General features: G+C 70.8%; 10 protein-coding genes. 9 read left to right on the top strand and 1 reads right to left on the bottom strand.

Translation table 11 applies throughout. The annotated features are described in order from the left end of the window. Positions 1-10: 10 nt before the first annotated feature. Positions 11-3,070, top strand: coding sequence for a CHASE2 domain-containing protein (locus tag F0U63_RS47895; protein WP_395842042.1), 3,060 nt, complete (start codon positions 11-13; stop codon positions 3,068-3,070). A 33-nt stretch (positions 3,071-3,103) separates the two neighbouring features. Here F0U63_RS47895 and F0U63_RS47890 read toward each other — a convergent pair whose 3' ends face one another. Then, positions 3,104-3,415 (bottom strand): Flp family type IVb pilin, encoded by a 312-nt coding sequence (locus tag F0U63_RS47890; protein ID WP_395842040.1) that lies wholly within the window; start codon positions 3,413-3,415, stop codon positions 3,104-3,106. Positions 3,416-3,593: 178 nt separating this feature from the next. On the opposite strand from F0U63_RS47890, the gene F0U63_RS47885 reads away from it, so the two are divergent. The 8 genes from F0U63_RS47885 to F0U63_RS47850 all read left to right on the top strand — a co-directional run bounded on the left by F0U63_RS47885 (position 3,594) and on the right by F0U63_RS47850 (position 14,380). Continuing rightward, positions 3,594-4,229 (top strand): LysE family transporter, encoded by a 636-nt coding sequence (locus F0U63_RS47885; protein WP_395842038.1) that lies wholly within the window; start codon positions 3,594-3,596, stop codon positions 4,227-4,229. A 58-nt stretch (positions 4,230-4,287) separates the two neighbouring features. Next, positions 4,288-6,837 carry a bifunctional lysylphosphatidylglycerol flippase/synthetase MprF gene (gene mprF / locus F0U63_RS47880; protein WP_395842036.1) on the top strand — a complete coding sequence of 850 codons (2,550 nt, stop codon included), beginning with the start codon at positions 4,288-4,290 and terminating at the stop codon, positions 6,835-6,837. Next, the gene (locus F0U63_RS47875; RefSeq protein ID WP_395842034.1) at positions 6,834-8,267 is read left to right on the top strand and encodes a virulence factor family protein; all 1,434 of its coding nucleotides are present in this window, start codon (positions 6,834-6,836) and stop codon (positions 8,265-8,267) included. Before mprF ends, F0U63_RS47875 begins: the two co-directional genes overlap by 4 nt. 245 nt (positions 8,268-8,512) lie before the next feature. Further along, on the top strand, positions 8,513-9,676 hold the full coding sequence (locus F0U63_RS47870) for an AAA family ATPase (protein WP_395842032.1): 1,164 nt from the start codon (positions 8,513-8,515) through the stop codon (positions 9,674-9,676). Next, positions 9,673-10,263 carry a DUF4276 family protein gene (locus F0U63_RS47865; protein WP_395842030.1) on the top strand — a complete coding sequence of 197 codons (591 nt, stop codon included), beginning with the start codon at positions 9,673-9,675 and terminating at the stop codon, positions 10,261-10,263. Before F0U63_RS47870 ends, F0U63_RS47865 begins: the two co-directional genes overlap by 4 nt. A 38-nt stretch (positions 10,264-10,301) precedes the next feature. Then, positions 10,302-11,570, top strand: coding sequence for an MFS transporter (locus F0U63_RS47860; RefSeq protein ID WP_395842028.1), 1,269 nt, complete (start codon positions 10,302-10,304; stop codon positions 11,568-11,570). A gap of 112 nt (positions 11,571-11,682) precedes the next feature. Beyond that, entirely contained in the window at positions 11,683-12,861 is a 1,179-nt protein-coding gene (locus F0U63_RS47855) for a hypothetical protein (RefSeq protein WP_395842026.1), read from the top strand. Positions 12,862-12,979: 118 nt separating this feature from the next. Next, complete coding sequence (locus F0U63_RS47850) at positions 12,980-14,380, top strand: serine/threonine protein kinase (protein WP_395848541.1); 1,401 nt, start codon at positions 12,980-12,982, stop codon at positions 14,378-14,380. The last annotated feature ends 62 nt before the right edge of the window (positions 14,381-14,442 follow it).

The raw sequence follows: 14,442 nt of genomic DNA, 5'->3' as shown, positions 1-14,442 counted from the left end.
GCACTCCTCCATGGCTCCCCCGCCTCGTCCTCCCTCCGCCCAACTCCCCTCTCCGGCGTGTCTGAAGCCGCACGAGGTCTCCCTCTTCCTCCAGGGCCAGCTTCCCCCCGAGCGGCGGCAGCGGGTGGAGGCCCACCTGGGCGGGTGCACGCGATGCCAGGCGGAACTCGCCCCGACCGCCGCGGACCCCTCCCGCGACTCGCGCCCCACCGCCCCGATGCGGCCCTCCGAGCCGCCCACCGAGGACACGACGCGCGCGGAGGGCTCCCGGAAGGTGCCGCCACGGGGACTCCTGGCCCTCTCCGCCTCCAAGGAGTTCGAGCCCGGCAGCCGCGTGGGCCGCTACGTCATCGAGCGCGTGCTGGGCACGGGCGGCATGGGCGCCGTCTACCTGGCGCATGACCCCGAACTGCACCGCCGGGTGGCCATCAAGCTGCTGCACTCCTGGATGTCCGAGCGCCCGGAGCACGAGGAGCACAAGACCCGCTTCCTGCGCGAGGCGCAGGCCATGGCGAGCGTCTCGCATCCCAACGTGGTCACCATCCATGACCTGCTCCACCTCGAAGGCCAGCTCTTCGTGGCCATGGAGTACGTGGAGGGCACCACGCTGCGCGAGTGGGCCCGGACGCCTCGCTCCACGCGTCAGATTCTCGAGATCTTCCGCCAGGCGGGAGCGGGGCTGGCCGCCGCGCACGCCGCGGGCCTCATCCATCGCGACATCAAGCCGAGCAACATCCTCATCGGCGTGGACGGCTCGGTGCGGGTGTCGGACTTCGGGCTGGCCCGCTCCCGGGAGAGCGTCCCGGAGGCCCCGCGGCCCGAGGGCGCACCCGGACAGGAGCGATGGCTCGGCCAGGAGTTGACCCTGGCGGGGCGGGTGGTGGGCACGCCCGGGTACATGGCGCCCGAGCAGATGACGCTCCTTTCCCCCGTCGACGAGCGCAGCGACCAGTTCAGCTTCTGCGCCGCGCTGTACGAGACGCTCCACGGCTGCCGGCCCTTCGCGGGCAGCAACGAGGCGGTGCTGGAGCGCAACATCCGGGCCCGGAACTTCCAGCCCTCGCGCACCCGCGCCCGCGTGCCGCCGTGGTTGACCGACGTGGTGCTGCGCGGGTTGAGCTACGAGCCCAAGGAGCGCTTCCCCAGCATGGAGGCGCTGCTCCAGGCGCTCGCGAGAGACCCCTCGCGCGAGCAGGAGAGCGCCCGGAGCCGGGTGCGGCGGCGGGTGCGGCGCGGCGTGCTGCTGGGCACGCTGGCCACCGCGCTCGTGATGGCCCTGGCGCCCACGCGCACCTGGCGCGCCTTCGAGGAGCGCGCCCAGGGCCTGTTGCTGACGGCCCGTCCCCGGCCGTGGAACAAGCAGGTGGTGCTGCTCGCCATCGATCAGCCCTCCATCGACTCGGTGGGCTGGCCCCAGCCGCGCCACGTCCAGGCGAAAATGGTGGAGGCGCTCGGACGGGCCGGGGTGAAGGCGCTCGGCATCGATTCCTTCCTCTACCTGCCGGCGCGCGACGGCCCCGGCGCGGACGCGGCCCTGGGCGAGGCCATCTCCCGGTACGGCCGGGTGGTGCTGGCCGCGCCGTGCACCTTCGACGCCAACGACAAGGCCCAGGCGCTGGCCCGGCGGCTCGAGTCCTCCTCCCTCGGCCCGGGCCCCACGCCCCGCTTCGGGTGCCAGGGCGTGCTCGCGCCCCAGGAGCCCCTGCTGCGCGGCTCGGCGGTGGCGCAGGTGGAGGTGGCGCGCTCGGCCTCTGGCAACGTGCGCGGCGCGTACCTGTTGTCGAACCTGGCGGGACGGGCACTGCCCACGCTCGCGCTGAGCATGTACATGCGCGGCCTGGGGCTGCCCATCTCCGACATCCTCCAGGAGCCGGGCGGCGTGCGGCTGGGGGCCCTGCACGTGCCCGCCGACGACAGCAGCGCCGTGCTGGCCAGCTTCCGCGAGCCCGGGGCCACGGACGTGCTCTCCTACGGCGCGCTCTACGCGGAGCTCGCCCAGGCGCGCGAGCCCGTCTTCCCCCCCGCGCTGGCCGAGCATCTCAAGGACAAGTACGTGCTGGTGGGGCAGACGGCCGAGAGCGTGCGCGACCTGGGCCCCTTCGCCAACGGTCAGACCTTGCCGCTGGTGCTGCTGCATGCCTCGCTCCTGAGCGATCTGCTCGAGGAGCGGCCCGTGCGCGAGCTGCCCCTGGGCCTGCAACTCGCGCTCATCGCCCTGTGTGGCGCGCTGCTGACGGCGGCGGTGTTGGTGCTGCGCCCCTCGCTGACGTTCGCCTCGGTGCTGGTGGTGTTGCTCGGGGTGGTGGGCGGGGCGCTGCTGCTGGCCGAGCGCGGGCTGGTGCTGGGGCCGCTCGGGCCCATGGTGGCCTCGGTGCTGGCCTTCTGCCTGGTGCTCGCCGGGCGCATCTCCGCCGACGAGCAGGAGCGCTCGCGGATGCGTCACACCTTCGAGGGCTACGTGGATGACGCCGAGCTGGAGCGGCTGGTGTCCGCCTCGGAGGGCGCGCTGAGCCTGGAGGGCTCCCGCCAGCGCGTGTCGGTGCTGTGCGCGTGGGTGCAGGGCGCCACGGGCGCCCTGGAGCGCCTGCCTCCCGAGGAGGTGGTGGGCGAGCTGCGCGAGGCGCTCGACGGGGTGGTGCGCGAAGTGCTCGCGCGCAAGGGGCGCGTGGACTCGCTGCGGGGCGAGGGGGTGCTCGCGGTGTTCGGGGATCCGCAGCGGATGGCGGATCATGCGCGGCGCGCGGTGGAGGCGGCGCTGGCGGTGCGCTCCCGGCTGGAGGCGCGGGCCACGTCCCGGGTGGCCCTGGAGGTGCGCGTGGGCGTGGCCACCGGCGAGGCGCTGGTGGGCAACGTGGGCCCGCGGGGAGGCCGGTGGGAGTACACGGTGCTCGGCTCGCCGATGGAGCAGGCGCGGCAACTGGCGCGGCGCGCCCCTCCGGGCGGCGTGCTCGTCTCGGCGGACACCCAGGAGGCGTGTGGAGGGCGCTTCGGCTTCACCCCCACGCGCGGCACCGAGGCGGGACAGCTCGCCTTCGTGGTGCGCGACGACGACGGGAGTCAGGCCGCGTGACAGGCCACCTCGCGGGGCTTGAGCCCCACGGGCCTAGTCGTTTGTGTCCGAGCCCCCGGAGTTCGAGCTCCCGCCCGGGTTGCCCGTGTTGCTGCCCGAGCCCTTGATGCTCCACTTGCTCAGGTCCGTGGAGGGCGCGCTGCCCCCGTTCTGCCCGTTCGAGGCCCCCGCGAGGGATTCCGAGCTCGTCCCGAAGAGGTGGCGCAGGTTGTCGCCGAACAGCCCCACCACCCCGATCGTCCCCAGGGCCACGAGGAACGTGATGAGGGCGTATTCGGTGAGGCTGTGACCCCTCCGGCGCCACGGCGCGGAGCTTTGGGAGGGCGGAGTGAGGCGGGCGTTCATGAGGCGCAACTTAATTCACATACTAATGCGAGATTCCAGGACTTCCTCCGCGCCTCCGTGGGGCGGTGAGCAATGGCCCGCATGGAGCCGTCGTGCATGGCTCGGTGTCCCGGCGTCGGCGCGTGCGCGGGCAGGCATTCCCGCCCGGTCCCCCCCGGTTCGGTGTTCTAAGTCGGACATGGCTCTGCTCGTCACCGCGCTCGTCGCCTTCGCGTTCGGCTTCATCGGCTCCATGCCGCTGACGGGACCCGTGGCGGTGATGGTGTTCTCCGAGTGCCTGCGAGGACGTCATGGGGTGGCCCTGCGCGTGGGCCTGGGCGCCGCGCTGGCCGAGGCCTGCTATGCCGCCGTGGCCTTCTGGGGCTTCACCCACTTCTTCTCCGAGCACCCCGCCGTGCTCCCCGTCTCCAAGGGCCTGAGCGCGCTGCTGCTCGTGGGGCTCGGGGTGTACTTCGCCCGGTGGTCCCCGGGAGGGGACTCGGTGCTGGAGCCCGAAGGGCGCGCGGCGGGGTTCCTGGTGGGCTTCTCCGTGTCCGCGCTCAACCCCACGCTCCTGGCCACCTGGAGCGGCGCGGTCGCCTTCCTCCATGCCCGGCAGCTCGTGCACTTCACGCGCCTGGGCGCGCTGCCCTTCGGCCTCGGCGCGGGCGCGGGCGTGGCCTGCTGGGAGGCCGTGTTCGTGGGGCTCTCGTGGCGCCTCGGCCAGCGCTTCTCCCTCCGCGCGATGACCTGGGGAGTGCGGGGCATGGGCCTCCTTCTGCTCGGGGGTGCTGTCTTCTCCGGGATGGATTTCGTCCGAAGCTTCCAACGGTGAGCACATGGGCCGGGGCCGCCCGCGCCTCCGCTCCGGCGCCTTGCTATGCGCGAGGGGCATGAAGCCCTCCCGCGTACTCGCCGCGCTCCTGCCCATGGTGCTGCTGGGCCTGTCCGCCTGGGTCCTCCACCGCGAGCTGCGCGAGTTCCACTGGCACGACGTGTCCACGGCGCTCGCGGCCCTGCCCCTCGGCCGCGTTGGTCTGGCCGTGGCCGTCACCGTGGCCAACTACGCCCTGCTGTCGCTCTATGATGTCCTGGCGCTCGCGTACGCGGGCAAGGCGCTGCCCTACCCCCGGGTGGCGATGACGTCCTTCATCGCCTACGCCTTCGGCAACAACCTGGGCATGGCCATGCTCAGCAGCGCCTCCGTGCGCTACCGCCTCTACTCCGCCTGGGGCCTGAGCGTGGTGGACGTGTCCCGGGTGGCCGTCTTCTGTGGCCTTACCCTGTGGCTGGGCCTGGGGCTCACCGGGGGCCTGGCCCTCGTGGCCGAGCCCGTCCCGGTGCCCGGCTTCGTGGCGCTGCCCCTGGGCTCGCGGCTGCTGGGCGCCGTGCTGCTCGCGGCCACCCTGGGCTATGTCGTCCTGTGCGCCGTGTGGCGCCAGCCCCTCTCCGTGCGCGGGCACTCCGTGGCGCTGCCCTCGCTCCGGCTCGCGCTGGGGCAGGTGCTCGTGTCGGGCGCGGACTGGCTGCTCGCCGCGGGGGTGCTCTTCCTGCTGCTGCCCGAGGGCGCGGACCTGTCCCCGCCCGTCTTCATCGCCCTGTACATGCTCGGCCAGGTGGCGGGGCTGCTCAGCCAGGTGCCCGGGGGCCTGGGCGTCTTCGAGTCCATCCTCGTCGCGGCGCTCACCCCGCGCGTGCCCGCTCCGGCCGTGCTGGGCTCGCTCATGGCGTGGCGCGCCATCTACTACGTCGGGCCCTTCGTGCTCGCGGCGGGGGTGCTGGCGTCGGGCGAGCTGCTGCGCCGGCGCGAGCAGGTGTCGCGGCTGGTCAAGGGCGTACACGCCTCGTTCGGCCCGGTGGTGCCGCTGATGGCCGCGGCGGGGGCGGTGCTCGCGGGCGCCGTGCTGCTCTTCTCCGGCGCGACGCCCACCGTGGCCGGACGCCTGCTCGTGCTGCGCCGCTGGCTGCCCCTGCCCCTGCTGGAGCTGTCCCACCTGCTCGGCAGCCTCGCGGGCGTGTCGCTCGTGCTGCTCGGCCGGGGCCTGCAGCGGCGCCTGGACGCGGCCTACGTGCTGACGCTCGGGCTGCTGGTGAGCGGCGGCGTGTTGTCGCTCGTGAAGGGGCTCGACTTCGAGGAGGCGAGCCTGCTCTTCGCGCTGGCGCTGGTGCTGGTGCCCTTCCGCGCCCAGTTCTACCGGCACACCTCGCTCTTCGCCGAGCGCTTCAGCGCACCGTGGCTCCTGGCGCTCGCCGCCGTGGTGGGCGCGTCGGTGTGGCTCGGCTTCTTCTCCTACCGGCACCTGGACTACGGCGGGGAGCTGTGGTGGCAGTTCACCTTCGAGGGCGACGCGCCGCGCTTCCTGCGCGCCTCGGTGGGCGTGGGCGGGGTGATGTTGCTGTTCGGCCTGGCGCGGCTGCTCGGGCCCTCCTCGCCCCGGAGCGAGCCTCCCTCGGAGGAGGCCCTGGCCCGGGTCCGTCCACTCGTGGCGCGCTGCCCCGAGTCCATGAGCCACCTGGCGCTCGTGGGGGACAAGTCGCTGCTGTTCAACGAGGCGGGCACGGCCTTCCTCATGTACGGGGTGGCGGGGCGCGCCTGGGTGTCCATGGGAGACCCGGTGGGCGGCACGCCCGAGGAGGGCACGGAGCTGGCGTGGCGCTTCCGCGAGCTGGTGGACAGGCACCATGGCTGGGCGTGCTTCTACCAGGTGGGTCCCGGCTCGCTGCCGCGCTACCTGGACCTGGGGCTGTCGCTGCTCAAGCTGGGCGAGGAGGCCACGGTGCCGCTCGCGGGCTTCCAGTTGGACTCGCCCGAGCGCCGCTCGCTGCGCCACGCGCACCGCAAGCTGGAGAAGGAGGGCCTCTCCTTCGAGGTGGTGCCGCGCGAGGGCGTGGAGCCGTTGCTGCCCCAGCTCCGGGTCATCTCGGACGCGTGGTTGGGGGAGAAGAACACGCGCGAGAAGGGCTTCTCGCTCGGCTACTTCTCCGAGCGCTACCTGCGCGAGGGCCCGGTGGCGGTGGTGCGCCAGGGCGGGGAGCTGCTCGGGTTCGCCAACCTCTGGGCGCCCGAGCTGAAGGTGGAGCTGTCGGTGGACCTGATGCGCTACCGGCCGGGCGCGCCCCGGGGAGTGATGGATCACCTCTTCGTGTCGCTCATGCTGTGGGGACGCGAGCAGGGCTACGAGCGCTTCAACCTGGGCATGGCGCCCTTCTCCGGCTTCGAGTCCCACGCGCTCGCGCCACTGTGGCAGCGCGCGGGCGCGTTCCTCTTCACCCACGGCGAGCACTTCTACAACTTCCAGGGACTGCGGCGGTTCAAGGAGAAGTTCAAGCCGGTGTGGACGCCGCGCTACCTGGCTTCTCCCGGAGGGCTCGCGTTTCCACGGGTGCTCGCGGGCGTGGGCTCCCTCGTCTCGCGGGGCATCACCGGATTGGTGGCACGATGAATCACTTGAAGGGCTGGGCCGTGATGGGAGCGCTGCTCGCCGCGTCGGTGGGCGCGGCGGCGGACGTGGGGGACACGCTGTCCTTCGGCCGCTTCGGCCAGGTGGCGCTGGTGCGGCCGGCGGGGGCACCGAGCGCGGTGGTGCTCTTCCTGTCGGGAGACGAGGGGTGGGGGGCGGGGGAGCGGGCGCTCGCGAAGGAACTCGCGGGCCAGGGGGCGCTGGTGCTGGGCGTGCGCACGCCCGCGTATCTCGAGGCCGTGGGGGCAGGGAAGAAGTGCGCCTACCCGGCGGGAGACCTGGAGGCGCTCAGCCAGTCCACGCAGAAGAAGCTGGGCCTGCCCGAGTACCTGCACCCGGTGCTGCTGGGCACGGGGGCGGGGGCGGGCCTGGTGTATGCGAGCCTCGTGCAGGCGCCGGTGAACACCTTCGCGGGCGGGGTGAGCCTGGGGTTCCACCCCGTGCTGCGCATGGGCGGCACGTTGTGCCGGGGCAGTGGGCTCGTGCGCCAGCACACGCGCGAGGGCGAGCGGCTGGAGCCCTTCAAGTCCCTGGCCGAGCCCTGGAGGGTGCTCGTGGGCGAGAAGGACACGGTGTTCCCGGCGGAGCGGGCGCGGGCCTTCACCGAGGGCGTGCGGCAGGCGCAGGTGACACGGGTGCCCGGGGTGGGGCGGAGTCTGGTGCCGCTGGCGGGGTGGAAGGACGCGGTGCTCCAGGCCGAGGCCCAGCTCGTGCGCCGCGCCTCGCCCCCTCCGCCGGTGACGGCCACCCGGGACGAGGAGAGCGGCACGCCGCTGGTGGACGTGTCGGATCTTCCCCTCATCCAGGTGCCCGCGGGCAAGGAGGGAGGGGACTCGCTGGCGGTGCTGCTGTCGGGCGATGGCGGCTGGGCGGGCATCGATCGCGACGTGGCCTCGGTGCTGGCGGCCGAGGGCGTGCCGGTGGTGGGCTGGGACTCGCTGCGCTACTTCTGGAAGCGGCGCACGCCCGAGGCCACGGCGAAGGATCTGGAGCGCGTGCTCGCGCACTACCTGCGGGACTGGAAGAAGACGCGTGTGGTGCTGGTGGGCTACTCGCGCGGGGCGGACGTGCTGCCGTCGGTGGTGGCGAAGCTGTCCGCCGAGGCCCGGAAGAACGTCCAGGCGCTCGCGCTCATCGCGCCGAGCCAGGACGCGGAGCTGGAGGTGCACGTGGTGGATCTGCTGGGCGGGGGCGGAGGCGAGCCCATCCTGCCCATGGTGAGGTCGCTCGGAGGCATGCCCGTGGTGTGCCTGTACGGCAGCGACGAGGCCAGCGAGAGTCTCTGCCCCCTGCTCGCGGACGTGCCGGGCGCGCGGGTGCTGAAGCTCGAGGGCGGGCACCACTTCAGCGGCGACTACCCCGCCGTGGGCCGCGCCATCCTCGCCCCCCTGCGCGAGGGCCAGCATTTGTAGAGGGGAAGCCCATCCCTGGCCGCCCCGCGTGCTACCGTGAAGTCACTCCGAGCCCGTGCGCAAGACAAACCTTGTGGGCCATGCCCCTTGAGTTACGCTCCGCCGCTCGTGGATGCTGCACTGTCCTCGCGACGAGGGGACGGGTGCGGAGCGACACCACTTGGAGCGCCTTGATGCCAGCACCTGAGACTCCCAGGCAAACCTCCCTCCGCATGCCAAGTGGGCGCGTCCCCTTCCTGACGCGGGTGCAACTGCGCAACTACCGCAGCATCGCCGCATGTGACGTGCGGCTTGGGCCCCTCACGTTTCTCGTGGGGCCCAACGGCTCCGGAAAGAGCAACTTCCTGGATGCACTGAGGCTTGTCTCGGACGCCCTGCGGACCTCGCTTGATCATGCGCTGCGTGACCGTGGCGGTGTGCAAGAAGTTCTCCAGAGATCGAGCGGTCATCCGAAGAACTTCGCGATCCGCCTTGATTTTCAGCTGCCCGATGGAGCGATTGGGCATTTCTCGTTCGAGGTTGGCGCACGCCCTCATGGTGACTACTCCGTGCTGCGCGAGGAGTGCGTGGTAGGAGAGGCGAAGTACCTCGTGCAAGAGGGCACAGTGGCCATCAAGCCCGTGCCTGTCTCGCCACCGGGTTCGGCTGATCGCCTCTACCTCGTCAACGCCGCCGGCCTGCCAGAGTTTCGCCCTGTCTTCGATGTCCTCTCCAAGATGGGGTTCTACAATCTGAATCCCGACAAGATTCGCTCCCTTCAGCCGCCTGACAAGGGAGAACTGCTCGCACGTGATGGCCTCAACCTGTCCAGTGTGCTCGAGCGTCTGGAGAAGGTCGACGAGGGCGACACCAAGCGACGCATCGAGGAGTACCTCAGCCGCATCGTACCTGGACTGGAGGGGGTAGATCACAAGCGTGTCGGACACCTGGAAACGCTGGAGTTTCGCCAGCACGTCGAGGGGTCCAAGGATCCCTGGCGCTTTCCGGCCATCAACATGTCGGACGGCACGCTGCGTGCGTTGGGCATTCTGGTCGCCCTTCTCCAGGCGCGAGCCGAGGATGACGTGCGGGTCGTGGGGATCGAGGAGCCAGAAGTGGCCCTGCATCCCGCGGCGGCTGGTATCGTGCGAGATGCTCTGCGCGATGGTTCCCGCCATGCTCAGGTCATCGTGACGAGCCATAGCCCCGAGTTGCTCGATGCTCCCGAGGTCTCCGCTCAGGAGATCGTCTCGGTGGTGGCTGAGCAGGGAAGGACCTTCATCGCGAGGCTCGACGAGGCCACGCGCGACACGCTCAGGGATCGGCTCTACACGGCTGGAGAGTTGCTGAAGACGAATCAGCTGACACCGGACCGCGAGGATGTTCCCGCCTCCAAGCAGCTCCAGCTCTTCGCACTGGAGGCGCAATGAAGGTTGGCCTCATCGTCGAAGGCCACGGCGAGGTTCATTCACTGCCCATCCTCTTGCGGAGGGTCGCTCGGGAAATGGAGCCAGGGTTTCATTTCTCCGTACTGAATCCGTTCCGCATTCCCCGGGGGCAACTCGTCAAGGAGGAGGGACTGCGGCGCGCGGTCGAGTTCATGGCGCGCAAGGTCGGCAACGATGGCCGGATCCTCATCCTGCTCGACGCCGATGATGATCTCCCCTGCCAATTGGGTCCCAGGCTGCTCGCCCAGGCCAGGGACTGTCGTCCGGATCGCGATATCTCCGTGGTCATCGCCATGCGTGAGTACGAAGCGTGGTTCCTCACCGCGGCGGAGTCGCTTCGGGGCCAGCGTAAGCTTCCCGTGGATCTCACTCCGCCCTCACGTCCCGAGGACATTCGGGACGCCAAGGGATGGCTGGACCAACGCATGCCGGATGGCTATAGCGAAACACTCCACCAGCCAGCCCTGACGGAGTTGTTCGATCTGGCGGCGGCGCGCCGCTCGGACTCCTTCGACAAGTTTTTTCGCGAGGTCGGGCGCCTCTTCGGTCTCTCCATTCCCCCTCGTTAGAGAAGAGCCGTGTCGACCCCTTATCTCCCGAGTCATTCGTGATCGAGTCCGAAGCGGTGGCGCCCGCCACCTCCGAAGAGCGTTGGTCCTGGCCCCCCTTGTTCGGCCTGCTGGAGATCCAGTTCGGCGCCGCCGTGGGTTTCCTGCAGACGGCGGTTCCCTACTGGCTGGCGCGCGAGGGCATGCCGCTCGCGGAGATCGGCCTCTTGTCCGGCACCGCCTTCTCCCCGCACGCGTGGAAGCTCTTGTGGGTGCCGCTCATCGACCTGGGGCCCTGGCGGCGCGTCTGGTACGGCGTCGCCACGCTGCTCACGGCGCTGTTCCTGCTCGCGTGTGCCTTCCTGGAGGAGCCCTCCAAGCACCTCGGGCTCTACACGCTGCTGCTCACGGGCATGCAGGCCACGGCGTCCACGGCGCACGCGGCGCTCAACGGGCTCATGGCCACCACCACGCGGCTCGAGGACAAGGGGCGCACGGGTGGCTGGCAGATGGCCGGGAACGTGGGGGCCACGAGCATCCTCGGCGCGCTCTGCATCTGGCTCGCCAGCTCCTTCTCGCGGCAGGTGGTGGGCGTGGTGATGGCGGTGCTGGTGCTGGGCAGCGGGGTGGGCATCTTCTTCATCGTCGAGCGCGCGGGCGCTCGGGCCGAGCCGGGGCCCCTGTTGCGCGCGGCCTGGGGGCGCGTGAGGGGCATCGTCGTGGATCTGCTGCGCACGGCCTTCAGCCGGGATGGGCTCGTCATGCTGGTGTTGTGCCTCATGCCGGTGAGCTGCGGCGCGCTCACCAACCTCTTCAGCGCCATGGCGGGCGACTACCAGGTGCCCGAGCACGTGGTGGAACTCGTCAACGGCCTGGGCATGGGCGTCACCGGGGCGCTCGGCTCGCTGATGGGCGGGTGGCTGTCGGACCGGATGAATCGCAAGCTCAACTACGCGCTCATGGGCGGACTCACCGGGCTGAGTGCCCTCGCCATGGCGGCCGCGCCCATGACGCCCACCACCTATGTCTGGGGCACGCTCCTCTACAGCTTCGCCAATGGCGCGGGCTTCGCGGCCTTCGCCGGCATGGTGCTCGAGATGGTCAACGAGGGGGCCGCCGTCACCACGAAGTACACGCTCTTCGTCGCGGCCTCCAACTTCGCCATCAGCTACGTCACCGCCCTGGATGGGCACGCCTCGGGCTTCCGCGGCCTGGGCGCTCGCGCGAGCGTGGCGTTCGACGGCCTCATCACCTTCGCGGGCATTCTGGGCGTGGGGCTGCTCTTCCTGCTCTTCCTGCGCCGCAAGCCTGAGCCCACGGCGGCCTGAGTTCCCGCCGCCGTCACACGAAAGTCGCTCCCCGCGCGGCACTTTTGCTTGGAACCCCTGGCGGGCGCTGCTGTCTAGTGCGCTCGCGATGAAACAAGAGGGGGTACTTGAGATGCGTCATTCGATGCGGTGGCTGTCCGTGGTGGGAGCGCTGTGCGGAGCTTGGAGCCCGGTGGCGATGGCGGAGCCCTTTGACTGTGGCGGGGTTGAAGGCGAGGCCATCCGCGAGATGAGGGCGCTGTACACGGCGGAGCAGTCCCTGCTCCAGGAGAAGGACCGGTATACACAGGACCTGACGCAGGTGGGCTTCGCGCCCGCGGCGTGCGCGGATGGCTCGCGGGCGCCCGTGCCAGGGACGGGCTGGGTGGCGGGCTGCCATTTCGCCTACCAGGTGGAGTCGGTGACGGGTTGGCCGGCGGCGTCCTTCTCCGCCATCGCGCGGGGAACTCCGGGCACTCTGGCCGAGGACGTGACACTGGGGATCGGCTCGCCCGTGACCCAGGGCATCTCCTTCTGGCTGGAGCGCTCCGGGGTGCGCCGCTTCGTCGACTGGTACGAGTGCCGGTCCACCGGAGCGTTCTCCGCTCAGGAGACCGAGGGCATCGAGGCCATGGATTATGTCTTCGTGTCGATGCTGTCGTACCTCGGGGAGAAGGACCGGTATCCGAGCCGCCTGGCGGATGCGGGTTTCTGGCCCATGAGCTGTACGGATGGCTCGCATGCGCCCGTGCCCGGACCCGACTGGGTGGCGGGCTGTCACTTCGCCTACCATGTGGAGTCGGTGACGGGCCTGCCGAATGCCTCCTTCCTGGCCATCGCGCGAGGAGCCGCGGGCACTTCGGTCGCGGACGTGACGTTGGGGATCGGCTTGTCCCCGTCCCGTGACATCACCTTCTGGCTGGAGCGCTCCGGAGTGCGCCGCTACATCGAATGGGACGAGCGTTTTCCGACCCAGCCCGCGTGCGCCGCCCAGGAGGACGTGGGCGAGGTGGATCTCCGGGGGCTCTTCACGTCGGAGCGGACTTTCTGGAATGAGAAGGACCGGTACACGAGCAACCTCGCGGAGGTGGGCTTCCAGCCCAGGAACTGCATGGATGGAACGCGCCCCTCGGGTCCGGACAGCTCGTGGTTGGGTGGGTGCCGCTTCATCTATCAGGTCGAGGTGACGGGGCCGTCCTCCTTCGTCGCCACGGCACGCGCCGTGTCCGGGGTCATCTCGGGCATGACGCTGCGGATCGACGAGACCGGCACGCTCACCCGCACGCCGGCTCCCTCGGGCGCGTGCCCGTGAGACGCCCGCCGGAGGTGGGCCGGACGAGGTGACCTCCGGCGTCATGTCGTGGTATGAGCGCTCGTCCCGGCGGTGGGACGAGCGCGGAGGTGCACGGGTGGTTACGAGCCCTGGAGTGGTGAGGTTGTACCCGGAGGCCCTGGCACAGGGGACACGGCTGGGCCGCTGGCGTGTGGTGGAACGGTTGGGCGTGGGAGGGCAGGGCGCCGTCTACCGTGTGGAGGACCTGGAGCACCCGGGGGACTTCTACGCGCTCAAGCTCGCGTGGTACGTGCACGACGGACGGGCCGAGCGCGAGGTGGAGCTGATGATGACCCGGGCGGCGCATCCCCACGTGGTGGGGTTCCATGGCTGGGCGCGCGGGCCCCACCCCCGTGAGGAGTGTCTGGGGTTCGTCATGGATTGGGTGTCTGGTCTGGCCCTGGACGTGTGGGCCGAGACGGAGGGCACCACCTTCCGCCGGCTCGCCGAGGTGGGGGCGACGGTGGCGAGCACCCTGGGCGAGCTGCATGAGCGGGGCGTGCTGCACCGCGACCTCAAGCCCGAGCACATCCTGGTGCGGGAGCGGGATGGACAGCCGGTGCTGCTCGACTTCGGCGTGGGCTGGTACGAGGGGGCGGCGCCGCTCACCACGGGTCCCTTGCCTCCGGCCACCCTGCACCAGCTCACCCCCGAGGCGGTGCGCTTCCTGTGGAAGAGCCGCGAGCACCCTGGCGCGCGCTATGCCTTTCAACCGGGCGATGACCTGTATGCGCTGGGTGTCTGCCTCTACCGGGCGACCACCGGGCATCAACCCTTCCCCGAGGGGCTGCCGGCGGACTTGTTGCAGATGGCGATCATCGAGGCGCGGCCGATGGCGCCCGTGCTCGTCAATCCCCGGGTGCCCCGGGCGTTGAGTGATGTGATTATGAGGCTATTGGCGAAGGACCCTGCGGAGCGCTATCCGAGCGGTGCGGCGCTGCACGAGGCGCTGGTCGCGGCGGCCCGTGGTGAGGAGCCCGCGTGGGACGCGAGCATCTTCGCGTGGGAAGAGGTGCCGCCGGCTCAGGAGGGGGGCTGCCCCGAGCGGCGCCTCGTCCGGCCTCCGAGGCCGAAGCCCTCCTGGAGTTCTCCACCGCCGCCCCCCGTTCCCGCGCGAGTGGAGCGGCGGAGCAACTGGCCCAGGGGGCTCGTGCTCGCCGCGGTGGTGCTGTTGGCGCTGGTGTCCATGGTTCGCGTTTCACCCGAGGCGCCGAGTGTCCAGGCTCCAGACGAGAAGTGGGCCACGGATGTGCGGGTCGACCCGCCGGGCTCCGCCCGGTACGAGCAGGCGCCGCTCCCGGTGAGGAATCAGAAGCAGGCCCCCTGTACGCAGGGGGTCGAGGTGGAGCTGTCCGGCGTCTGCTGGCATACGCTTGAGCAGCGGCCTCCGACCTGTCCCCGCCTGACGTTCGCGTACAAGGGCAGATGCTTCCTGCCCGTGTTGAAGGCGCCGCGTGCGCCCACCAGCGTGGATGCTGGAGTGCCCGAGGAGCGCTGAGGGTTGGCTAGGAGTATTCAGGAGATTTCGCCGACAGAGGCATGCCGCTGGACACCAGAGGA

Source organism: Cystobacter fuscus (assembly GCF_044360685.1).
In the GTDB taxonomy this organism is placed as follows: Bacteria; Myxococcota; Myxococcia; order Myxococcales; family Myxococcaceae; genus Cystobacter; species Cystobacter fuscus_C.
This window is presented reverse-complemented; position numbering and strand designations above follow the sequence as displayed.